Source organism: Pseudomonas kurunegalensis, from assembly GCF_030291635.1.
GTDB classification, from domain to species: Bacteria; Pseudomonadota; Gammaproteobacteria; order Pseudomonadales; family Pseudomonadaceae; genus Aquipseudomonas; species Aquipseudomonas monteilii.
In genome coordinates this window covers 3,750,264-3,768,744 of record NZ_CP127871.1, presented here as the reverse complement: position 1 = coordinate 3,768,744, position 18,481 = coordinate 3,750,264, and the positions used below count along the sequence as shown (strand labels likewise).

Annotated in this window: 26 protein-coding genes and 1 tRNA gene; 9 read left to right on the top strand and 18 right to left on the bottom strand. The window is 60.7% G+C overall.

Annotated features, from left to right (window positions below; genetic code table 11):
• Positions 1 to 42 precede the first annotated feature (42 nt).
• From thrS to QQ992_RS17050, 9 genes are all read left to right on the top strand, one after another.
• The gene (gene thrS / locus QQ992_RS17090; protein ID WP_286110412.1) at positions 43 to 1,965 is read left to right on the top strand and encodes a threonine--tRNA ligase; all 1,923 of its coding nucleotides are present in this window, start codon (positions 43 to 45) and stop codon (positions 1,963 to 1,965) included.
• Entirely contained in the window at positions 1,965 to 2,516 is a 552-nt protein-coding gene (gene infC, locus QQ992_RS17085; protein ID WP_177337068.1) for a translation initiation factor IF-3, read from the top strand. Before thrS ends, infC begins: the two co-directional genes overlap by 1 nt.
• A 62-nt stretch (positions 2,517 to 2,578) precedes the next feature.
• Positions 2,579 to 2,773: a 50S ribosomal protein L35 gene (gene rpmI / locus QQ992_RS17080; RefSeq protein WP_003250667.1), complete on the top strand. Its 195-nt coding sequence runs from the start codon at positions 2,579 to 2,581 to the stop codon at positions 2,771 to 2,773.
• A 27-nt stretch (positions 2,774 to 2,800) separates the two neighbouring features.
• Positions 2,801 to 3,157 carry a 50S ribosomal protein L20 gene (rplT, locus tag QQ992_RS17075; RefSeq protein WP_003250671.1) on the top strand — a complete coding sequence of 119 codons (357 nt, stop codon included), beginning with the start codon at positions 2,801 to 2,803 and terminating at the stop codon, positions 3,155 to 3,157.
• A gap of 109 nt (positions 3,158 to 3,266) precedes the next feature.
• Positions 3,267 to 4,283 carry a phenylalanine--tRNA ligase subunit alpha gene (gene pheS / locus QQ992_RS17070; protein ID WP_286110411.1) on the top strand — a complete coding sequence of 339 codons (1,017 nt, stop codon included), beginning with the start codon at positions 3,267 to 3,269 and terminating at the stop codon, positions 4,281 to 4,283.
• Between the two features lie 33 nt (positions 4,284 to 4,316).
• A complete protein-coding gene (gene pheT, locus QQ992_RS17065; RefSeq protein ID WP_286110410.1) occupies positions 4,317 to 6,698 on the top strand; it encodes a phenylalanine--tRNA ligase subunit beta in 2,382 nt (793 codons plus the stop codon).
• A 4-nt stretch (positions 6,699 to 6,702) separates the two neighbouring features.
• Entirely contained in the window at positions 6,703 to 7,005 is a 303-nt protein-coding gene (gene ihfA / locus QQ992_RS17060) for an integration host factor subunit alpha (protein WP_003250679.1), read from the top strand.
• Positions 6,986 to 7,342: a MerR family transcriptional regulator gene (locus QQ992_RS17055; protein WP_003250681.1), complete on the top strand. Its 357-nt coding sequence runs from the start codon at positions 6,986 to 6,988 to the stop codon at positions 7,340 to 7,342. The genes ihfA and QQ992_RS17055 overlap by 20 nt, the downstream gene beginning before the upstream one ends.
• A gap of 105 nt (positions 7,343 to 7,447) precedes the next feature.
• Positions 7,448 to 7,524, top strand: a tRNA-Pro gene (locus tag QQ992_RS17050).
• An 82-nt stretch (positions 7,525 to 7,606) separates the two neighbouring features.
• On the opposite strand, the gene QQ992_RS17045 is transcribed toward QQ992_RS17050, so the two are convergent.
• From QQ992_RS17045 to QQ992_RS16960, 18 genes are all read right to left on the bottom strand, one after another.
• A complete protein-coding gene (locus tag QQ992_RS17045) occupies positions 7,607 to 8,755 on the bottom strand; it encodes a tyrosine-type recombinase/integrase (protein ID WP_286113961.1) in 1,149 nt (382 codons plus the stop codon).
• Positions 8,656 to 9,072 (bottom strand): hypothetical protein, encoded by a 417-nt coding sequence (locus QQ992_RS17040; protein WP_286110409.1) that lies wholly within the window; start codon positions 9,070 to 9,072, stop codon positions 8,656 to 8,658. The genes QQ992_RS17045 and QQ992_RS17040 overlap by 100 nt, the downstream gene beginning before the upstream one ends.
• 20 nt (positions 9,073 to 9,092) lie before the next feature.
• Positions 9,093 to 9,269, bottom strand: coding sequence for a hypothetical protein (locus QQ992_RS17035; RefSeq protein ID WP_286110408.1), 177 nt, complete (start codon positions 9,267 to 9,269; stop codon positions 9,093 to 9,095).
• A 14-nt stretch (positions 9,270 to 9,283) separates the two neighbouring features.
• Positions 9,284 to 10,021, bottom strand: a complete 738-nt coding sequence (locus QQ992_RS17030) for a metallophosphoesterase (protein WP_286110407.1) — start codon at positions 10,019 to 10,021, stop codon at positions 9,284 to 9,286.
• A 115-nt stretch (positions 10,022 to 10,136) separates the two neighbouring features.
• Positions 10,137 to 10,910, bottom strand: coding sequence for a DNA-methyltransferase (locus QQ992_RS17025; protein ID WP_286110406.1), 774 nt, complete (start codon positions 10,908 to 10,910; stop codon positions 10,137 to 10,139).
• A gap of 46 nt (positions 10,911 to 10,956) precedes the next feature.
• Positions 10,957 to 11,367 (bottom strand): phage protein NinX family protein, encoded by a 411-nt coding sequence (locus QQ992_RS17020; RefSeq protein ID WP_286110405.1) that lies wholly within the window; start codon positions 11,365 to 11,367, stop codon positions 10,957 to 10,959.
• 274 nt (positions 11,368 to 11,641) lie between these two features.
• A complete protein-coding gene (locus tag QQ992_RS17015; RefSeq protein ID WP_286110404.1) occupies positions 11,642 to 12,022 on the bottom strand; it encodes a hypothetical protein in 381 nt (126 codons plus the stop codon).
• On the bottom strand, positions 12,019 to 12,372 hold the full coding sequence (locus tag QQ992_RS17010; protein WP_286110403.1) for a DUF4884 domain-containing protein: 354 nt from the start codon (positions 12,370 to 12,372) through the stop codon (positions 12,019 to 12,021). Before QQ992_RS17010 ends, QQ992_RS17015 begins: the two co-directional genes overlap by 4 nt.
• Entirely contained in the window at positions 12,369 to 13,127 is a 759-nt protein-coding gene (locus tag QQ992_RS17005; RefSeq protein ID WP_286110402.1) for a hypothetical protein, read from the bottom strand. Before QQ992_RS17005 ends, QQ992_RS17010 begins: the two co-directional genes overlap by 4 nt.
• 49 nt (positions 13,128 to 13,176) lie before the next feature.
• Positions 13,177 to 13,374, bottom strand: coding sequence for a hypothetical protein (locus QQ992_RS17000; protein WP_286110401.1), 198 nt, complete (start codon positions 13,372 to 13,374; stop codon positions 13,177 to 13,179).
• Positions 13,371 to 14,135: a hypothetical protein gene (locus tag QQ992_RS16995; protein ID WP_286110400.1), complete on the bottom strand. Its 765-nt coding sequence runs from the start codon at positions 14,133 to 14,135 to the stop codon at positions 13,371 to 13,373. Before QQ992_RS16995 ends, QQ992_RS17000 begins: the two co-directional genes overlap by 4 nt.
• Positions 14,136 to 14,143: 8 nt before the next feature.
• Positions 14,144 to 15,592 (bottom strand): DNA cytosine methyltransferase, encoded by a 1,449-nt coding sequence (locus tag QQ992_RS16990; protein WP_286110399.1) that lies wholly within the window; start codon positions 15,590 to 15,592, stop codon positions 14,144 to 14,146.
• Positions 15,553 to 16,086, bottom strand: a complete 534-nt coding sequence (locus tag QQ992_RS16985; RefSeq protein ID WP_286110398.1) for an HNH endonuclease — start codon at positions 16,084 to 16,086, stop codon at positions 15,553 to 15,555. The genes QQ992_RS16990 and QQ992_RS16985 overlap by 40 nt, the downstream gene beginning before the upstream one ends.
• Before the next feature lie 11 nt (positions 16,087 to 16,097).
• Positions 16,098 to 16,862 carry a hypothetical protein gene (locus QQ992_RS16980; protein WP_286110397.1) on the bottom strand — a complete coding sequence of 255 codons (765 nt, stop codon included), beginning with the start codon at positions 16,860 to 16,862 and terminating at the stop codon, positions 16,098 to 16,100.
• Between the two features lie 67 nt (positions 16,863 to 16,929).
• Entirely contained in the window at positions 16,930 to 17,514 is a 585-nt protein-coding gene (locus QQ992_RS16975) for a hypothetical protein (RefSeq protein ID WP_286110396.1), read from the bottom strand.
• A 71-nt stretch (positions 17,515 to 17,585) separates the two neighbouring features.
• Positions 17,586 to 17,921 (bottom strand): hypothetical protein, encoded by a 336-nt coding sequence (locus QQ992_RS16970; protein WP_286110395.1) that lies wholly within the window; start codon positions 17,919 to 17,921, stop codon positions 17,586 to 17,588.
• Positions 17,896 to 18,243, bottom strand: a complete 348-nt coding sequence (locus QQ992_RS16965; RefSeq protein WP_286110394.1) for a DUF7740 domain-containing protein — start codon at positions 18,241 to 18,243, stop codon at positions 17,896 to 17,898. Before QQ992_RS16965 ends, QQ992_RS16970 begins: the two co-directional genes overlap by 26 nt.
• A gap of 41 nt (positions 18,244 to 18,284) precedes the next feature.
• Entirely contained in the window at positions 18,285 to 18,479 is a 195-nt protein-coding gene (locus QQ992_RS16960) for a hypothetical protein (RefSeq protein WP_286110393.1), read from the bottom strand.
• Positions 18,480 to 18,481: the final 2 nt, after the last annotated feature.

The window sequence follows — 18,481 nt, the reverse complement described above, 5'->3', positions numbered from 1 at the left end:
ACGTGACCTTTGGTAGGGGTCACCACTAGGAGAGGAGGCGCCATGCCCATTATTACTCTTCCCGATGGCAGTCAACGTTCGTTTGATCACGCCGTATCCGTAGCCGAAGTCGCCGCATCCATCGGCGCCGGCCTGGCCAAGGCCACCGTGGCCGGCAAGGTTGACGGCAAGCTGGTCGACGCCTGCGACCTGATCAGCCACGACGCCACCCTGCAGATCATCACCCCTAAAGATGCAGAGGGACTGGAGATCATTCGTCACTCGTGCGCCCACCTGGTTGGCCACGCCGTGAAGCAGCTGTACCCGACCGCCAAGATGGTGATCGGCCCGGTCATCGATGAAGGCTTCTATTACGACATCGCCTACGAGCGCCCCTTCACCCCAGAAGACATGGCCGCCATCGAAAAGCGCATGATGGAGCTGATCGACAAAGACTACGACGTGGTCAAGAAAGTGACCCCGCGTGCCGAAGTCATCGACGTGTTCACCGCCCGAGGCGAAGACTACAAGCTGCGCCTGGTCGAAGACATGCCGGACGAACAGGCCATGGGCCTGTACTACCACGAAGAATACGTCGACATGTGCCGCGGTCCGCACGTGCCGAACACCCGCTTCCTCAAGGCATTCAAGCTGACCAAGCTGTCCGGCGCCTACTGGCGCGGCGATGCCAAGAACGAGCAGCTGCAACGCGTGTACGGCACCGCCTGGGCCGACAAGAAGCAGCTGGCGGCCTACATTCAGCGCATCGAAGAAGCTGAAAAACGCGACCACCGCAAGATCGGCAAGCAGCTCGACCTGTTCCACCTGCAGGAGGAAGCTCCGGGCATGGTGTTCTGGCACGCCAACGGCTGGACCGTGTACCAGGTACTCGAGCAGTACATGCGTCAGGTTCAGCGCGTCAACGGCTACCAAGAGATCAAGACCCCGCAGGTTGTTGATCGCATCCTCTGGGAGCGTTCCGGCCACTGGTCGAACTACGCCGAGAACATGTTCACCACTTCGTCGGAAAGCCGTGACTACGCGGTAAAACCGATGAACTGCCCGTGCCACGTTCAGGTGTTCAACCAGGGCCTGAAGAGCTACCGCGACCTGCCACTGCGCCTGGCCGAGTTCGGTGCCTGCCACCGTAACGAGCCGTCCGGCGCCCTGCACGGCATCATGCGCGTGCGTGGCTTCGTGCAAGACGACGCGCACATCTTCTGCACCGAAGAACAGGTGAAGAAAGAGGCCGCCGATTTCATCAAGCTGACCCTGGACGTGTACAAGGACTTCGGCTTCACCGACATTGCCATGAAGCTGTCGACCCGCCCGGCCAAGCGTGTGGGCTCCGAAGAGCTGTGGGACCGTGCCGAAGGTGCACTGGCCGACGCCTTGAACGAATCCGGCCTGGAGTGGGAATACCAGCCAGGCGAAGGCGCCTTCTACGGCCCGAAAATCGAGTTCACCCTGCGCGACTGCCTCGGCCGTAACTGGCAGTGCGGTACCCTGCAGTACGACCCGAATCTGCCAGAGCGCCTGGATGCCAGCTATATCGCCGAAGATAACAGCCGAGTGCGCCCGGTCATGCTGCACCGCGCCATCCTTGGTTCGTTCGAGCGCTTCATCGGCATGCTGATCGAGCACTATGCTGGCGTGTTCCCGGCCTGGCTGGCGCCAACCCAGGCTGTGATCATGAACATCACCGACAAACAGGTCGATTTTGCCCTCGAGGTAGAAAATACCCTGAACGGTAGCGGTTTCCGTGCCAAGTCGGACTTGAGAAATGAGAAGATCGGCTTTAAAATCCGCGAGCATACTTTGCTCAAGGTCCCGTACCTTTTGGTTATAGGGGATCGCGAAGTCGAAACGCAGACCGTCGCCGTACGCACCCGTGAAGGCAAAGACCTCGGCTCCATGCCGGTGGCTGAATTCACGCAGCTGCTCAACAGCGCTGTTGCCCAGCGCGGTCGCCTAGAATCGGAGTAATGACTATTAAGCGTGAAATGAGAAACGATAAACGAACTGCACCGAAAGCCCCGATCAACGAGAATATCTCGGCACGCGAGGTTCGGTTAATTGGCGCTGACGGCGAGCAGATTGGCATCGTCTCGATTGATGAAGCGCTTCGTATCGCTGATGAAGCGAAGCTGGATCTGGTGGAAATCTCTGCAGACGCGCAACCGCCCGTCTGCAAGGTGATGGACTACGGCAAGCACCTCTTCGAGAAGAAGAAGCAGGCCAACGAAGCCAAGAAAAACCAGAAGCAGATCCAGATCAAAGAAATCAAGTTTCGTCCAGGGACGGAAGAAGGGGATTACCAGGTAAAACTACGCAACCTGGTACGTTTCCTTACCGATGGGGACAAGGCCAAGATCTCTCTGAGATTCCGCGGCCGTGAGATGGCCCACCAGGAGCTGGGCATGGAGCTGTTGAAGCGGGTCGAAGCCGACCTCGCCGAATACGGCGCCGTTGAGCAGCATCCTAAGATGGAAGGACGCCAGCTTATGATGGTCATCGCCCCCAAAAAGAAGAAGTAATCTCCCGGGCACGGCAGGCCTGATGATTATTGTGTAATTTTTATCGAATGCGGAGTTCCAACATGCCAAAAATGAAAACCAAGAGCGGTGCTGCGAAGCGCTTCCTGAAGACCGCTTCCGGCTTCAAGCACAAGCACGCTTTCAAGAGCCACATCCTGACCAAAATGTCGACCAAGCGTAAGCGTCAACTGCGCGGTGCCAGCCTGCTGCACCCGTCTGACGTGGCAAAAGTCGAGCGCATGCTGCGCGTTCGTTAATTCTGGTTAAGATAGAGGAAGTTACTCATGGCTCGTGTTAAGCGCGGCGTTATCGCTCGTAAGCGTCACAAAAAAATTCTGAAACTGGCTAAAGGTTACTACGGTGCACGTTCGCGCGTATTCCGTGTAGCCAAGCAAGCGGTCATCAAGGCTGGCCAATACGCCTACCGCGACCGTCGCCAGAAGAAGCGTCAGTTCCGCGCACTGTGGATCGCTCGTATCAACGCCGGTGCCCGCACCAACGGTCTGTCCTACAGCCGTCTGATTGCTGGCCTGAAAAAGGCTTCGATCGAAATCGACCGTAAGGTTCTGGCCGATCTGGCAGTGAACGAAAAAGCGGCGTTTGCTGCGATTGTCGAGAAAGCTAAAGCCGTTCTGGCTTAAGTACCCGCGACAATCACCCGGCGGCGCTTGCGGCGCCGGGCATTGAACGTCATCGATAGGGGAAGAGCCTTCAAAGCTCTTCCCCTATTTTCGTATCTGGAGTCTGTACATGGAAAACCTGGATGCGCTGGTCTCCCAAGCCCTGGAGGCCGTGGAGCGCGCTGAAGACATCACTACCCTGGAACAGATCCGGGTCAATTATCTCGGCAAGAAAGGCGAGCTGACCCAGGTGATGAAGACCCTGGGCAACCTGCCAGCCGAAGAGCGGCCGAAAGTCGGCGCGCTGATCAACGACGCCAAAGAGCGCGTTACCGTTGTGCTCAATGCCCGCAAGGCCGCCTTTGAAGAGGCCGAGCTCAGCGCTCGCCTGGCTGCCGAATGCATTGACGTCACCCTGCCAGGCCGTGGCCAGGCCACCGGTGGCCTGCACCCGATCACCCGTACACTCGAGCGCATCGAGCAGTTCTTCACCCACATCGGCTACGGCATTGCCGAAGGCCCAGAGGTGGAAGACGACTACCACAACTTCGAAGCGCTCAACATCCCCGGCCACCACCCGGCCCGGGCGATGCACGATACCTTCTACTTCAATGCCAACATGCTGCTGCGCACCCACACCTCGCCGGTGCAGGTGCGGACCATGGAGTCCACCCAGCCGCCAATCCGCATTGTGTGCCCGGGCCGCGTATACCGCTGCGACTCGGATATCACCCACTCGCCGATGTTCCACCAGGTCGAAGGCCTGCTGATCGATCGCGACATCAACTTCGCCGACCTCAAGGGCACCATCGAAGAATTCCTGCGCGTGTTCTTCGAAAAAGAACTGGCGGTACGTTTCCGCCCATCGTTCTTCCCCTTCACCGAGCCGTCCGCCGAAGTCGATATCCAGTGCGTGATGTGTTCCGGCAAGGGCTGCCGCGTGTGCAAGCAAACCGGCTGGCTCGAAGTGATGGGCTGCGGCATGGTGCACCCGAACGTGCTGCGCATGTCTGGCATCGACCCTGAAGAGTTCCAGGGCTTCGCCTTCGGCATGGGCGCCGAGCGCCTGGCCATGCTGCGCTATGGCGTCAACGATTTGCGTCTGTTCTTCGACAACGACCTGCGCTTCCTCGCGCAATTCCGCTAGGTCAATGCCCGACGCAACTTTCAGGAGAACAGCATGAAATTCAGTGAACAGTGGCTGCGCGGTTGGGTAAACCCGCAAGTCTCCCGTGACGAACTGGTCGCCCGCCTGTCCATGGCCGGCCTCGAAGTCGACAGCGTAACCCCCGCTGCCGGCCAGTTCAGCGGCATTGTCGTGGGCGAAATCCTCGCCACCGAACAACACCCGGACGCCGACAAGCTGCGCGTGTGCCAGGTAAGCAACGGCCAGGAAACCTTCCAGGTCGTGTGCGGCGCGCCTAACGCCCGCCCAGGCATCAAGATTCCGTTCGCCATGATCGGCGCCGAGCTGTCTGGCGACTTCAAGATCAAAAAGGCCAAGCTGCGTGGCGTCGAGTCCTTCGGCATGCTGTGCTCGGCTGCCGAGCTGGAAATCAGCGAAGAGAACGACGGCCTGCTGGAACTGGCAGCCGATGCCCCGGTTGGCGAAAACATTCGTACCTACCTGAGCCTGGACGACGCCAGCATCGAAATCGGCCTTACGCCGAACCGTGGTGACTGCCTGTCCATCGCCGGCCTGGCCCGCGACGTCAGCGCCCTGTACGACACCCCGGTCACGCGCCCGGTGGTGCCAGCCGTACCGGTTGCCCACGACGAAGTGCGCCCGGTCGAAGTCAGTGCCCCGGCCGCCTGCCCGCGCTACCTGGGCCGCGTTATCCGTAACGTCGACCTCAGCAAGCCGACCCCGCTGTGGATGGTCGAGCGCCTGCGCCGCAGCGACGTGCGCAGCATCGACGCCGCCGTCGACATCACCAACTACGTGATGCTCGAACTCGGCCAGCCGATGCACGCCTTCGACTTGGCAGAAATCAACGGCGGCATTCGCGTACGCATGGCTGAAGAGGGCGAAAAACTCGTCCTGCTCGACGGCCAGGAAGTCGCCCTGCGTGCCGACACGCTGGTCATCGCTGACCACACCCGCGCCTTGGCCATCGCCGGCGTCATGGGTGGCGAGCACAGCGGTGTAAACACCGAAAAAACCCGCGACCTGTTCCTGGAAAGCGCCTTCTTCGAGCCGATTTCCGTTGCCGGTAAAGCCCGTTCCTACGGCCTGCACACCGATGCCTCGCACCGCTACGAGCGCGGCGTCGACTCGCAGCTGGCCCGCGAAGCCATGGAGCGCGCCACCCAGCTGCTGCTGGACATCGTCGGCGGCGAAGCCGGCCCGATCGTCGAAGCCGTCAGCGAACAGCACCTGCCGCAAGTGGCCCCGGTCACCCTGCGCGACGAACGCATCACCCAGATGCTCGGCATGCAAATGGACCCAGCCCAGGTCGAGCAACTGCTCAACGCCCTGGAGCTGACCACGGCCAAGAGCGGGGAAGGGCAGTGGACCGTAACCGTCCCAAGCCACCGCTTCGACATCAGTCTGGAAGTGGACCTGATCGAAGAGCTGGCCCGCCTGTACGGTTACAACAACCTGCCGGTACGTTACCCGCAAGCCCGCCTGGCCCCACAAGGCAAGCCGGAAACCCGCGGTGACCTGCCAACCCTGCGCCGCCTGCTGGTTGCCCGCGGCTACCAGGAAGCCATCACCTACAGCTTCATCGACCCGAGACTGTTCGAACTGTTCAGCCCGGGCGTAGAGCCGCTGCTGCTGGCCAACCCTATCTCCAGCGACATGGCCGCCATGCGCGCGTCCCTGTGGCCGGGCCTGGTCAAGGCGCTGCAACACAACCTGAACCGCCAGCAAGACCGCGTGCGCCTGTTCGAAAGCGGCCTGCGCTTCGTCGGCCAGCTGGGTGATCTGCAGCAGCAGCCAATGATCGCCGGCGTTATCACCGGCAGCCGCCTGCCAGAAGGCTGGGCCAACGGCCGCGATGGCGTCGACTTCTTCGACGTTAAAGCCGACGTGGAAGCCCTGCTGGGTTACTCCGGCGCCCTGAGCGACTTCACCTTCAGCGCCGGCAAACACCCAGCCCTGCACCCTGGCCAAACCGCCGCCATCGAGCGTGATGGCAAGCTGGTCGGCTACCTTGGCGCCATCCACCCAGAGCTGGCCAAAGCCCTGGACCTGGACCGCCCGGTGTTCCTGTTCGAGCTGGTGCTGGGCGACGTGGTCGAAGGCCGCCTGCCGAAATTCAGCGAGCTGTCCAAGTTCCCGGAAACCCGTCGTGACCTGGCGTTGATTGCAGGACGTGATGTAGCTTCTAGCGCGGTGCTTGAATTAATTCGTGACAATGCAGGCGAATGGCTCACAGACCTCAGGCTGTTTGATGTCTACCAAGGTAAAGGCATTGATCCTGATAGAAAAAGCCTTGCCGTCGGCTTGACCTGGCAGCATCCATCGCGCACTCTTAACGACGATGAGGTGAACACTACCCTGCAAAACATCCTCACCTCGCTCGAACAAAGGTTGAACACCACGTTAAGGAAATAACGGCATGGGTGCTCTGACGAAAGCTGAGATGGCCGAAAGGCTGTACGAGGAGCTGGGGCTTAACAAGCGTGAGGCCAAGGAGCTGGTCGAGCTGTTTTTCGAAGAAATTCGGCACGCACTTGAAGAGAACGAGCAGGTGAAGCTGTCCGGTTTCGGCAACTTCGACCTCCGCGACAAACGCCAGCGGCCGGGCCGCAACCCCAAGACAGGGGAAGAGATCCCGATCACTGCACGGCGCGTCGTCACCTTTCGTCCAGGGCAGAAGTTGAAGGCCCGGGTTGAGGCCTATGCTGGAACCAAGCCATAACGACGAACTGCCCCCCATACCGGGCAAACGCTACTTCACCATTGGTGAAGTGAGCGAGCTGTGTGCGGTAAAGCCACACGTGCTGCGGTATTGGGAGCAGGAGTTCGACCAGCTTAACCCTGTGAAGCGGCGGGGGAACCGGCGGTATTACCAGCGCCAAGATGTGCTGATGATCCGCCAGATTCGTGCGCTGCTTTATGACCAGGGGTTCACCATCGGCGGGGCGCGGTTGCGGCTCTCCAGTGATGAGGCTAAGGATGAATCGAGCCAGTACAAGCAGCTGATTCGGCAGATGATTGTTGAATTGGAGGATGTGTTGGTGGTTTTGAAGAAGTGAGCTGGGCTTTTTCTGATGAGTGGAAAATTTTTTGAGAAAAAGCTTCCATTTATCAAAAGGTTAGGTTAGATTCTTCATCATTCTCAGAGGTTATGAGAATGTAGTCGGGGCGTAGCGCAGCCCGGTAGCGCACTTGCATGGGGTGCAAGGGGTCGAGTGTTCGAATCACTCCGTCCCGACCAATATATTCAACGACTTAGCCACCTTCGGGTGGCTTTGTTGTTTCTGGGCATAGTGACTTTTCGAGTGACTTCGCCTTTTTCATCATCCAATTCTCCTCTTCAAGATCGTCAGCACCGGCCCGCGAGAATCGGTAGCCGATACCTTGTTTGCCGCCTCGATCATCTGACCAATCTCCGCGCCGGAGTAATGACTGGTCACGCTGCCACTCTTGTGCCCAAGAAGTGACTTCCGATCTTCCAAGCTGACAGCTGCTGCTTTCAACCTTCGTCCGAAGGTATGCTTCAGGTCGTGAACCCTGATGGAAGCGAACCCAGGGTGTGCCGGCCGCAAATGCTGCTCCTGCCAGAGCTTCGCTGCGCGCACCCTTGCTTTCTTCCAGGCCGAGTCGTTCATCCGATGCATCGCGGTGCCGTTGTATGGGAAAACCCACTCACGACTGAGGCCGCGCTGCCCCTCGATGATCGACTTGGCCACGCTGTTCAGCACGACCAGGCGCTCCTCCCGATTCTTGACCCCGGAGTTCTGATGCCTGCCGCCGAACTCGGCTGGGATCAGAAACACACTGGCGTCCAGTTCCGGGACAAAAATCTCCCAGTCCCACCTCAGCTTGCAGACCTCCTGCTCGCGACAGCCTGTGTTCACCTTGAACAGGGCCATGCGTTGCAGATGGTCGGGCAATTCCCCAAAAAGAATCGATTGCTCTTCCCAGGACATAGGGTAGGGCTGTCGACTCGACTTCTTTTCGTCCAGCTTGGTGAGCAGCGGTACGCTGTCGAGCCAGGGCCTGCGCTCTTCATCCCGCCACTTCCGGCAAGCCAGCGAAAGGACACGAATGACTCGCTCAATCGCGATGTTGATCGTCCTGTTGCTGACTCCCTTCTTCACCTTCCCATCAGGCATCACCGAATCAGCCTTCCGGTCGCGGATGTATGCGGCCAGTGCCTCGTCGTCAATGTGCGTCAATGGAAGGTGGCCGATGTACTCGACCACCTGCTCCAGATAGATCGCCGTGAGCTTGATCGATGGCTGCTCTTTGTGTTCGACCAGGTACTTCGCCGCGGCAGTGGCGAATGTCTTGATCTCGCGAACCCCATAGACTTTGCGCTGGCGCATTTTTTCCAGCAGGTGGATCAGGTACTGCTCTGCTTCTTGCCGGTCACAAGTGCCAGTGCTCTCTTGAATTCGTTCTCCCCTGTAGACCTTGTCGATTTTCCAGATGCCGCTGGGCATTTTCTGGAGCCCTGTGATTGCCTTTTTGGCCATGGAGTCTCCTTGGATTCCATGACCCCACTTACGCTGCGGGGTCGATTGTTGTCCTGATTGATTGCCTTTTCAACGGCCATGGCCTCGATGTAGGCATCTGCCCAGGCATCAAGCTCCAGGCGGTCGAAGCCGATGCCCTGCTTCCCGATAGGGAATTCACGGACATGCGGCCTGACGGTGTTCTTGAATTCGTCCTTACACATGCCGAGATAACCCGGCGCGTCTTTTGCGCGCAGGAATCTAGGCTGCAAGGCTGTCGGTGCAGCTGAAGTGGCGTTCGCCATGTATTTCTCCTGCGGCCAGATCAAGCCGTGAAGTGGTATCCGACCTGCGCCGCCCGGGCGGCTTCCTCGGTGCGGAACATGAGCTGGGTTTTGCTGGTGCTACCCCAGGCGTTGTATTCGACGTCGACCCACCAGGCGCCAAACTTGCGGTACGGCTCGCCGAGGATCTTCGTGACGTAGCAGTCGATCTGGTTCATGGATGGCTCCTGGCTCAGTCCCAGTTGAGTTTCGTGGGCATGGGAGGAATTGTTTCGAGGGTGGCCAAGTCGAGCAGGGTGAAGAAGCCGCCGTCCTGCGGCCTCCATCCCATGGTGTCGATGTGGATGACGTTGCCGAGAGCCGCCGGCTTGTGCAGCGGGGTGTGGCCGACCACCAGCGCCTTAAGGCCTTGCACTCCATCGGTCTCGCCAAGCTCGATGCGGCTGCGCGACCACATGCAGGTGTTCTGTGTCAGCCTCAGCTTCTTGGCAGTCTCCGGCGCTTCAAGTGCGGCCCGCAGCTGGTCCCAGGATGGGAATGGGCAGTCGGCGTGCACGACGCCGACCAGGCCGCCGGGTGTCTCTACCTCGATGGCGATCGGCAATTCGCGGAACTGGGCGGCGTACTCGCGCTGTTCATCCCAGGCAAGGCCGGCGAACCAGGCGCCACCGTTGTAGATCCAGTTGTCGACGTCGCAGGTGTCGAACCGGCACACATAGTCGTCGTGGTTGCCGCGCACCGGGTGGAACCATGGCTTGGCCAGCCAGCCGAGCACATCACGGCACTCGGGACCGCGATCGACCAGGTCGCCCACGCTGAAAAGCCGGTCAACTGCCGGGTTGAATCCGGCCGAGTCTAGGGCAGCCTGAAGGCGGGTGAAGTGCCCGTGGATATCGCCGACCGCTAAATCGCGGCCAGCCGTGTTTGCGGCGAAGCGCTTGATGCGCACCACCTCGATGTTTTCGAGCATGCAGAATCCTCGCCCGCGCATGTCGGCGGGCTTTAGTAGTGGTTGGGTGTGACCATTTCGGCGGGGTCACCGATATGGTTCCGCCTGGCTGGCGGGCTTGAGTAGTAGGGGGGGGTTAGGCTCGCGCTTCGAACAGTTCGGTCTGCGCTGCCTGGGTGTCGCGAATTGTGATGGCTTCGGCGATGCGTTTTTGGGCGGTACCGAAGTGCTCCTTGACATCCTCGATGCCGATGAAGCGCCTGCCCAGGTGGATGCAGGCGACACCGGTGGTACCGGAGCCCATCGTGTTGTCCAGCACCATCTGGCCCGGGTTGGTGTAGGTGGCGATCAGGAACTGCATCAACGCCACGGGCTTCTGAGTCGGGTGGAAGCTGGCCTTCTGCTTGTCGCTCGAGAAGAACTGCACCGAGCGCGGGTACCGGTCCGTCGAATCGTACTCGGTGAGCGACAGGGCCTTGCCGTAGCACTCCGAGTTGACCGTTTTCCGCTTTGCAGTACGTCGCTCGTGGCCGGTGGTCATCTGCGGGTTGTACACGGGCTGGCGCCGATAGAAGACCTGGACGCTTTCATGCGCCCGTAGCGGCTGCTTCTTGGCGTTGAGAAAGCCGGTTGCATTGCCTTTCTCCCAGATCCACTCGTAGCGATAGTCTCGGGGGTTGCTGGCCACCACCAGCGAACTGAACGGCTGGGCTGCGCAGAGCACAATAGCGGCCTCGGGCTTGGCGATCCGCAGGTACTGCTCCCACAGCGGCTCGAAGGGGATGACAACATCCCAGGCGCACTGCGTGGTGCCGTATGGCAGGTCAGCCAGCACCATGTCGACGCTAGCATCAGGGATCAGCTTCATCACCTCCAGGCAGTCGCCGTGGTAGAGGCTGACTTCGCTCATCGCGGCCCCCTATATACCAGGTAGACCATGTACATCAGGGGCAGGATCATTGGCATAGCTCCTTCGGCACCTGGACGGTATCGCCGAGCTTGGCTTTGACCAGGCCCCGGCAGAAGGCAATTAGCGCGGTCGGGCCGTAGCACCAGAGCCCAGTCCTGTCCGGGCCAGAGCTGTAGCGGAAGTTTGCATCAGCCAGATGGGCCTCGTAGTGGAGGCCGCCGTGATGCTTGTCTACCAGCGGACCGCCCTGGCACCAGTCCGTGGATGGTCGGTAGCCGAATCCATTCTCCGCACCTCGCACGCTAACACTGGTGAACACGCCCTTCGGGCTGATGACGGTCAATCCATCGCCTTCGAGCTGCTCGCTGTCCGGCCTGTAGCCCTCGGCCATGGCCACCGCCCAGTCCAGCGCCGCGCCGATTAGGTTGGATACCCTCACTTCGATCAGGTCGGTCATGGCTGCACCTGCGCCGGGTAGGGCGGTTGGGTTGAGATGGAAAACGAGCCGATCAGCGGAACCCGCGCCCATGCTCCAAAGTGGCCATGGCCAACGAAGTACTTGGTACCTGCCGCCATGGATGGCCCGAAGGCCGGAAGGCACAGCGCTTTCTTTGGCTTACGCCACCAGATCGCCCACCGCCAGTAGCCGCACTTCAGCTCCCAGCTCAAGATCACAGCTTGGTCTTTCGCGCCGTAGCACCACTTCAGTCCGATAAAGAGCCTTCCAATTTTCACAGTTGATACCTCTCATCAATCCAGCGCCCAGGCGCCACATGGCGAGGCAAAGCGAATGCCTCACCAAGCGATGCAACGACGATTGCGCGGCAGGCGGCTATGTCGATTGTTTCGCCTCCGCAGACCACGTCACCGACTCTTGCCGAGAACGCATATCCGGGAAGCAGTTCATCGAAGCGCACCCTATGGGTGAGTATTTGTTCGCTGGCCAATCGGCTGTCCGATGTGGGGCTGAAACGCTTGAAAACGCTTCCGCCAACGGCCAGTCGAACTCCGGATTCAGTCATTCGAGCCTGTTTTCCATTTGCCACCAGGGTGCAGTAATCGAGCGCATGCCCAGTCAATTCCCTGGCTCTTACTTCGATCATTTCGCTCACATCGAATACCTCTCTGCGGTCCAGCGCCCAGGCGCCAGAGCGGGTGTAGGTTCGGGTTGGGTTTCGTGAGGGGAGAGCTGGCGCTCGTTGCCGGCCTGGTGATTGCTTCCGGTCACACCGCTCTGTTGCGAGCAGTTCTTGCCGCAGTCCTCTTCCCACTGGGTCGAGCCTGCGCAGTTGGTGAAGTACCGGGCCCGACCGCCGTCGTGGAATCGGTACACGGTGCAGCCATCGACAGTGAAGATCCGGTCGACCTTGAAGTCGGAACCTGCGCGCGTGGTTGATTCGGCTTCCCCTTGGCAGCCGGCCAGGGTGGCCAGCAGCAGGAGGCAGAGGGCGAGGCGGGTCATGGCTCGATCCTCTTGAACTCGACGACCCAGACCCATGGGTTGGCGTCCCAGCTGTTCTCACCGTTGATCTTTTCCCAGAGGTTCGCGAACGCCCACCTGGCTCGATCAAGGCATTGATCCGGGTGCGTTGCGTCGCCGGCGTGCCACCCTGGCGCTTGCTGAGGCTTCAGAGGGTGAAAAGTTTTACCGCCGTCGATGCTGGCCTTGCCGGGCAGCTCTTGCATGCCGAAGTCTGTGTACACCATGCCTTCGGCCTTGGCTTGGTCGTCGCTGATGTCCTGCAGCCGCTCCACGCGCACGTCGGTGATCTCCAGCAGGATGCGACTGGCCCAGCGCGGCATGTGGATGCTTGGTCGCCACCTCAGAGCAGAACCGTCCCAGGTTGCGCGGAAAATGCAGTGTTCTGGCTTCTGGAAGCGCTTGGGAATATCTGAAAGAGGCGAGCCTTTGCAGCCCATGTATTGGGTGTATGCCCAAGTTCCGTCGTCTTCTGGGTCTTCTAGCCAAGTCTCGCGCACCCACAGTCGGTCACCTGGTCTGCCGTATGGGCACTCGCGCACCTGTTCGTACCAAGGCTCACCCGACGGCAAGGCTGGCATCCACGCATGTGGCGCGCCCGCGTAGGGGAACGCCTCGGTGACTGAGGACGGGAAGCCTGGCTTTACCGGGCGTCGGGTGACTGCCTTCCGACCTTCCAGGATGGCGCGAACCATCGGCCCACTGAACAGGATCGGGCGCTCCTTTGCTTGAGACATAGCTTCGCCTTGGCCGCCATATCGCGGCAGTGAATAGAGGGGAGAGGGGTTACAGCTGAGGAGTACGGATGTTTTCTTGCTTGGCGATTACCTTAAGGCAGGTCTTGCAGGTGACTTCGGACTTGAACCTGGCCGAATCCCATTCCTCGCCGTCACGGTTCCCACGGCCCACGCCGCACGCAGAGAAGTGCTCATGGTCGTTGCCGTCGTGGTCGAACTCGATGTGGGCGGCCCAGTGGATTTTCATGGTCGGATCTCCCATTCGGCGCGAGCTTGCCATCCCTCCCAGGAATCCTGAACGCTTTGGTTTCGGTAGTCCTCAGGGCAGTCTTCGTCGCGCACTAAGTCGCAGATCCGGTGGTGATGCTCGAAGGCCGCCCGCTCATCGCGGTCAACAGGCGCAGTCGGAGTTGTGTTTCCCTTGAGCTCATCCAGGATGTCGCGCAGATACCCCGTGGCCACGCTGGGCTGGGTGCCCGAACAGTCGACCAGCCTTTGGACGAAAGCCGTGGCCTTGCTCATCCGCTTGACCTCACCCAGTTGCTCAAGGTGCCTGCGAGCGTACTCAGTGTTCGCAGCTACAAGCCGCTCAACCTCGCTGCTATCGGTCATCGGCCCCAGTCCAACAATCGGCAGCCCAGTCGCCGCCGCATCCCTCTCTGCCTCACCTTTGGTCCACCAGAAGGCAGTACCAACCATCCAGGCCATAGGCTCGGGGTGGGGCTGCGGGGCTGGCGGCTCGCTGCAGAACACCTGAGCATGAGCCGGCTGGCTGGCGCGCTGCGCCATAGCCATCAGCAGCGTCGACAAGGGCGAGCCTTGGCCAGCTACGGTGCCCGGCGGCAGCTTCACTTCGCACGGCAGCGCCTGGGGCACCTCTGCCTGCTCAACCGCGTCGGTTATTGCCTGCCAGGCGGCAGGGCCGAGGCGCATTTCTTCCTTGATGCGGTCGATGACCCACATCGGCAGGACCGCCACCTTGCTGCTGGATCGGATTTCAGTAGTCATTGGTAACCTCAAGCGAGACGTTCAAGTTGTTGTTGGATGCGTCGGCCGATCCAGCGGACGACGAACACGGCCTTGCTGTTGCCGATCGCCTTGTAGCGTGGCCCGTCAGGGCATTCGTCTGCAGGCTTGCCGCGATAGGGGATTCGGGTGTGGTCGCCGGGAAAGCCCTGAAGGTATTCACACTCCTTCGGTGTGAGGCGTCGAACTCCAGTAGCGGCGGTTACCATTGGCTGGCCCCGGCCGGTTCCGTCTTCACTAGCATCGAAGCCTTCAGCCTTCAGGGTGTGAGTGATGTCCCCAGTGATGCAAATCGCGTTCTCCTGACCGTTGTTCCGGCCAAGCGGGTGCACCAGGTCATGCAACACGTCAGGGTCCTGCGTGCCATGCACCACCAGCATGCCGTTCTCGGCATCCTGTTGGGTGGCACTGCCGGCCGCTTTGCCGTTTGCCTGCAGCGTTCCTGCAACCAAGTGCCCGGCCATGCCATGATCTACGTCGGCACCGCCATCAGTGCTGCGCAGCGTGCCGGCTACACGTTCCTGAATGCAAAACGTCTCGCTCTCCATGTCCATCCTGGTGTCCTTGGCCGTCAGCGTTGCGGCCTGGCTGACATCGCCCTGTAAGCTGTGGCCGCCGTAGGCGGGAACGCCGGCCAGCACCTCGACCGCCGGCCCTTCATCGCCCTCGCAGTTCGGGCATCCGTAATGGCCCAGGTCTAAACCGAAGACATATCCGCACCCGCACTGGAGCGCAGGGCCGAATGGAGCTCGTCCGGCAAGGTCTTGCCCCTGGCCTCGGCGCGGCGGAGTATCCCGGCGCACGCCTTCGCGCTCAAAAAGTACTTCGAGTGGATCGAACCCTGCTCGAGCACTTGCGACAACGAACACACGGCGGCGTCGTTGGGCCAGGCCGAAATATTGGGCATCCAGAACCCGCCATGCGACTGTTCTCGTGGGTCCATACACACAACCAGCGTCCTTCCATTTGCCCCCTGGCGGTTGGAGTTCTTCGGATTCGCCCACCAAGGCGCCGAGGAAGCAGCCAAACGCGTTGCCTTTGTCGGAGAGGACGCCGGGGACGTTTTCCCAAGTGCAGACAGCCTCGGGCTCGCCGCGCTTTGTTCGAACATGGTCAATTGCATCGAGCAGCTCCACGTATTTGATGGTGAGGGCGCCGCGGGGATCGGCCAGGCCTTCGCGCATGCCGGCCACGCTGAATGCCTGGCAGGGCGTGCCGCCGACCAGCACCTCGGGCGCCGGAATCTTGCCGGACAGCACCATGGCTGCCAGGCGGGTCATGTCGCCGTGGTTCGGTGTTTCGGGGTAGTGATGAGCCAGCACTGCGCTGGGGAATGGCTCGATCTCGGCGTACCATCCGGCACGCCAGCCCAGAGGCTCCCACGCGACAGTGGCCGCTTCTATTCCTGAACAGACGGATCCGTAGGTGATGTTGCCCATAACTTCCCTCTGGCGATCTCGCCGATAAGGCTGTAGGAAACGCCGAAATCGGCGGCTATCTTTCGCCGGCACTCGCCATCATTGATCCTGTGTTTGATGGCCTCGGCCTGATGCGCGCTCAGCTTTGCTGCAGGGTTCTTTTCTCCGCGCATGTCGTAGCTGACGAAGCGGCCTTTGCTGAGCATGTCTTGGACGTTGTCCGAATTTGTGCCGAGGAACAGGTGATCAGGGTTCACGCATGCGCGGTTATCGCACTTGTGGCAGACCTGCAGGCCTTCCGGTATCTCACCTCGGTGAATTCGATAGCTGAGACGGTGAGCAAGAAGCGTCTTGCCTCTTTTGCCGCCGGCCCCAATCTTTCCGTATCCACGAGAGTTCTTTGCCGCCCGCCATTCCCAGCAGGCGTCGCCAAGGCCTTTGGCGAACTTGGCCATGAAGCGCTGAATCAGAGCAGCTTCAATGCCGCTGCAGACGCTTCCGTAGGTGATGGGCATAGGGTCTCCGGTCAGGCGCGGGCGATGATGTCGGCCTCGGCCATCTCGCAGAAGAACGAGCAGGCCGGCAGCTTTTCGTTTCGGCGAACCGGGCCGTCGCCGAGCTCGCGGAGGGAGAACCGCACGTTGGTGGTTCGGTTACGGAACAGGTAGGAGCCTTCGCCCAGGTCGTCTTGGATGGCGCACAGGGCCTCGAATTGCTCCGGGAAGTCTTGGCGGATGGCACGGAAGTAGCCTTCGCCACCCTTCACGCAGCCGATGCAGTTGGCGTTTTCGTAGCCCATCCGGTACATCAGGGGCAGCTCGATGCCGGCGCGCAACAGAATGGCCTTGCAGTCGTCCTTGCCGAGGCCTCGATCAATCAGTGGGGCGATCACTGGGCGGTCTGGATTGCGCTCCCGAAAGTCATCCAGGCGATCTGCCTCCTCGGCGGTGTAACCGAACACCATCACGTCGCCTGGCTGCTTCCAAGTGTCGAGCAATCGCCGTTTGAGGATCTTGGTGCAGGGTGCGCCGGTTCGGCCCTTCATGTAGCGCTCGCGGCGGAACACCTCATGGGCGTCGGCCCCGTACTTTTCGTCACGCAGGACGGTGATCGGCTGGCCGAACCATGCTTCGCAGTCCTGGGCGAACCGGCGGTTGTCGGCTTCCTCGTTGGCAAGGAACGCGTTGATGATCTGCACGTCGTGCGTGCTGCCGTACTCGGCCAGGGCCAGCTTGGTGGCCACCGCCGAAGCGGCGCCGCAACTGAACTGGCAGACGATTCGATTGGACATGGTGGATCCTCGCCGGGGAGGCGTTATCGTTGAATAGGGGAAGGCGCTGGCGGGCAGCGCGGGAGAGTTAGGCCGCGAGTCGCTTCCTATCGGCGCGGCCCTTGGCCTGGTGAAGCCGAAGCGCTTCTTTGTAGCTGGCCTTGGCCGCCTTCAGGGTCGGAGCCCACTCGCCGGCAACCTCAAGCGTCTCGTAGGGCGACCACTGAACGAAGCTGTAATGGCGCCGGTACTGGTGGTACACGCTCCCACGGGGGTATCGGACCATCCGGTATTCGCGATCTCGCCACTCGCCGCGCTGCTGATAGAACGGTAGGTTGATGCCGAGGAAGTGAGCGAAGCCGTCGTAGCACTCGCACTCGTCGAGGTAGGCATCAAACTTGGTGTACTTCCGAGGCGGTGGAGCCGGCGGCAGCTTTTCCCGCGCAAACTGCTTCCCTTCGGGGGTTGCCCGGTAAACAACATCGCCAGGGTCACAGAAGGCCGGCGCCTTGCCGCGTGTCATCAGGCCGGCCTCGACCAGTACATCCAGGTTGTTGGCGTCGTCATAGCCTGGGCTGGTCAGGAAGTAGTTTCGGCTACTGAGTCGGCATTCTGGATGCAGGCCCAGCGTATGCCAGAGCAGTTCGAGCTGCTTCTCGGTCGCTTCGATCATAGCTTTCTCCATGCATGCGCCGCCCTCCGTGCTGGTGGCGGCATGGTGGCAATTTGGGTTGGGATGGGGTATTACGAAGGGCGATCGATTTCGTCGTCAGCGTCTTGGTCTGGATCGGAAATGATCTTGCGAACGCTGGCGTCTTTGAATGCCTGCACCACGTTTTCGCTAAGTAGGATTTCGTGGCGCACCATGAGGAATTTCTTTAGTTCATCGTCTGGCATGGCGTCCATCTTGAGGATCGCCATTTGAAGCACCTCGTTGATCTGCATGCCCTTGGATCGCTCGCAGATCCGGTCCATCGCCTGATGGATCCCTGGGCGTACCCGGTGCCTCAGCGCCTTCTCGTCAAACTTGATGCGCTTCCTCTCAGCGTTGTCATTACGCTGCTGCTGCGTCAGAGCCATCATCGCCTCCATTGCGCACAAAGCGGGTGCCCGGGGCGTACTCCAGCAGGTCGCACACCCGGTTGATGATCTTGAGCGCGGCGTCGAACACTTTGGCGTCGTCCGGCTCGCGAGCCAGGCGCTTCATGTTCGGCTGGTGCTCAAGGCAGACCTTGTCGACCAGGCGCCGGGCAAGCCTGCGCAGGTGATCGGCGCTGTCGTGCACGCGCAGGCTAAGCGCAAAGGCCAAAGCCACATCGTCAGGCCGGTACTGTCCGCCGCTTCGGGTGATGTACAGCTTTCGCACCGGCTTGCGAATCGATGCGTCGAAAAGGGATGCCATGCTCGACCTCCTGCAGGCCGCTTGGGGGAAGGTGCAAGTGCTCACGCCGCCTTGTTCTTTGCAGCGCGCTTCGGATTTTTCTGCTCAATCTCAAGGTCCATGTCGTTCCAACCAGCCAGAAACCAGGCGCCATGGAACGTGTGAGAGGCGAATGGGTTGGCCAGTTTGCTGCCACCGCTGCGGCGGCAGTCCCGGCCCGTGTAGTAGGTGTTGGGGTGCTCGCCGCGATCGCTCATGG

Excerpts from the sequence above, each read along its gene's own strand:
- thrS (WP_286110412.1), top strand. The coding sequence starts at position 43 with ATGCCCATTATTACTCTTCCCGATGGCAGTCAACGTTCGTTTGATCAC.
- infC (WP_177337068.1), top strand. The coding sequence starts at position 1,965 with ATGACTATTAAGCGTGAAATGAGAAACGATAAACGAACTGCACCGAAA.
- rpmI (WP_003250667.1), top strand. The coding sequence starts at position 2,579 with ATGCCAAAAATGAAAACCAAGAGCGGTGCTGCGAAGCGCTTCCTGAAG.
- rplT (WP_003250671.1), top strand. The coding sequence starts at position 2,801 with ATGGCTCGTGTTAAGCGCGGCGTTATCGCTCGTAAGCGTCACAAAAAA.
- pheS (WP_286110411.1), top strand. The coding sequence starts at position 3,267 with ATGGAAAACCTGGATGCGCTGGTCTCCCAAGCCCTGGAGGCCGTGGAG.
- pheT (WP_286110410.1), top strand. The coding sequence starts at position 4,317 with ATGAAATTCAGTGAACAGTGGCTGCGCGGTTGGGTAAACCCGCAAGTC.
- ihfA (WP_003250679.1), top strand. The coding sequence starts at position 6,703 with ATGGGTGCTCTGACGAAAGCTGAGATGGCCGAAAGGCTGTACGAGGAG.
- QQ992_RS17055 (WP_003250681.1), top strand. The coding sequence starts at position 6,986 with ATGCTGGAACCAAGCCATAACGACGAACTGCCCCCCATACCGGGCAAA.
- QQ992_RS17045 (WP_286113961.1), bottom strand. The coding sequence starts at position 8,755 with ATGCCCAGCGGCATCTGGAAAATCGACAAGGTCTACAGGGGAGAACGA.
- QQ992_RS17040 (WP_286110409.1), bottom strand. The coding sequence starts at position 9,072 with ATGGCGAACGCCACTTCAGCTGCACCGACAGCCTTGCAGCCTAGATTC.
- QQ992_RS17035 (WP_286110408.1), bottom strand. The coding sequence starts at position 9,269 with ATGAACCAGATCGACTGCTACGTCACGAAGATCCTCGGCGAGCCGTAC.
- QQ992_RS17030 (WP_286110407.1), bottom strand. The coding sequence starts at position 10,021 with ATGCTCGAAAACATCGAGGTGGTGCGCATCAAGCGCTTCGCCGCAAAC.
- QQ992_RS17025 (WP_286110406.1), bottom strand. The coding sequence starts at position 10,910 with ATGAGCGAAGTCAGCCTCTACCACGGCGACTGCCTGGAGGTGATGAAG.
- QQ992_RS17020 (WP_286110405.1), bottom strand. The coding sequence starts at position 11,367 with ATGACCGACCTGATCGAAGTGAGGGTATCCAACCTAATCGGCGCGGCG.
- QQ992_RS17010 (WP_286110403.1), bottom strand. The coding sequence starts at position 12,372 with ATGACCCGCCTCGCCCTCTGCCTCCTGCTGCTGGCCACCCTGGCCGGC.
- QQ992_RS17005 (WP_286110402.1), bottom strand. The coding sequence starts at position 13,127 with ATGTCTCAAGCAAAGGAGCGCCCGATCCTGTTCAGTGGGCCGATGGTT.
- QQ992_RS17000 (WP_286110401.1), bottom strand. The coding sequence starts at position 13,374 with ATGAAAATCCACTGGGCCGCCCACATCGAGTTCGACCACGACGGCAAC.
- QQ992_RS16995 (WP_286110400.1), bottom strand. The coding sequence starts at position 14,135 with ATGACTACTGAAATCCGATCCAGCAGCAAGGTGGCGGTCCTGCCGATG.
- QQ992_RS16990 (WP_286110399.1), bottom strand. The coding sequence starts at position 15,592 with ATGGGCAACATCACCTACGGATCCGTCTGTTCAGGAATAGAAGCGGCC.
- QQ992_RS16985 (WP_286110398.1), bottom strand. The coding sequence starts at position 16,086 with ATGCCCATCACCTACGGAAGCGTCTGCAGCGGCATTGAAGCTGCTCTG.
- QQ992_RS16980 (WP_286110397.1), bottom strand. The coding sequence starts at position 16,862 with ATGTCCAATCGAATCGTCTGCCAGTTCAGTTGCGGCGCCGCTTCGGCG.
- QQ992_RS16975 (WP_286110396.1), bottom strand. The coding sequence starts at position 17,514 with ATGATCGAAGCGACCGAGAAGCAGCTCGAACTGCTCTGGCATACGCTG.
- QQ992_RS16970 (WP_286110395.1), bottom strand. The coding sequence starts at position 17,921 with ATGGCTCTGACGCAGCAGCAGCGTAATGACAACGCTGAGAGGAAGCGC.
- QQ992_RS16965 (WP_286110394.1), bottom strand. The coding sequence starts at position 18,243 with ATGGCATCCCTTTTCGACGCATCGATTCGCAAGCCGGTGCGAAAGCTG.
- QQ992_RS16960 (WP_286110393.1), bottom strand. The coding sequence starts at position 18,479 with ATGAGCGATCGCGGCGAGCACCCCAACACCTACTACACGGGCCGGGAC.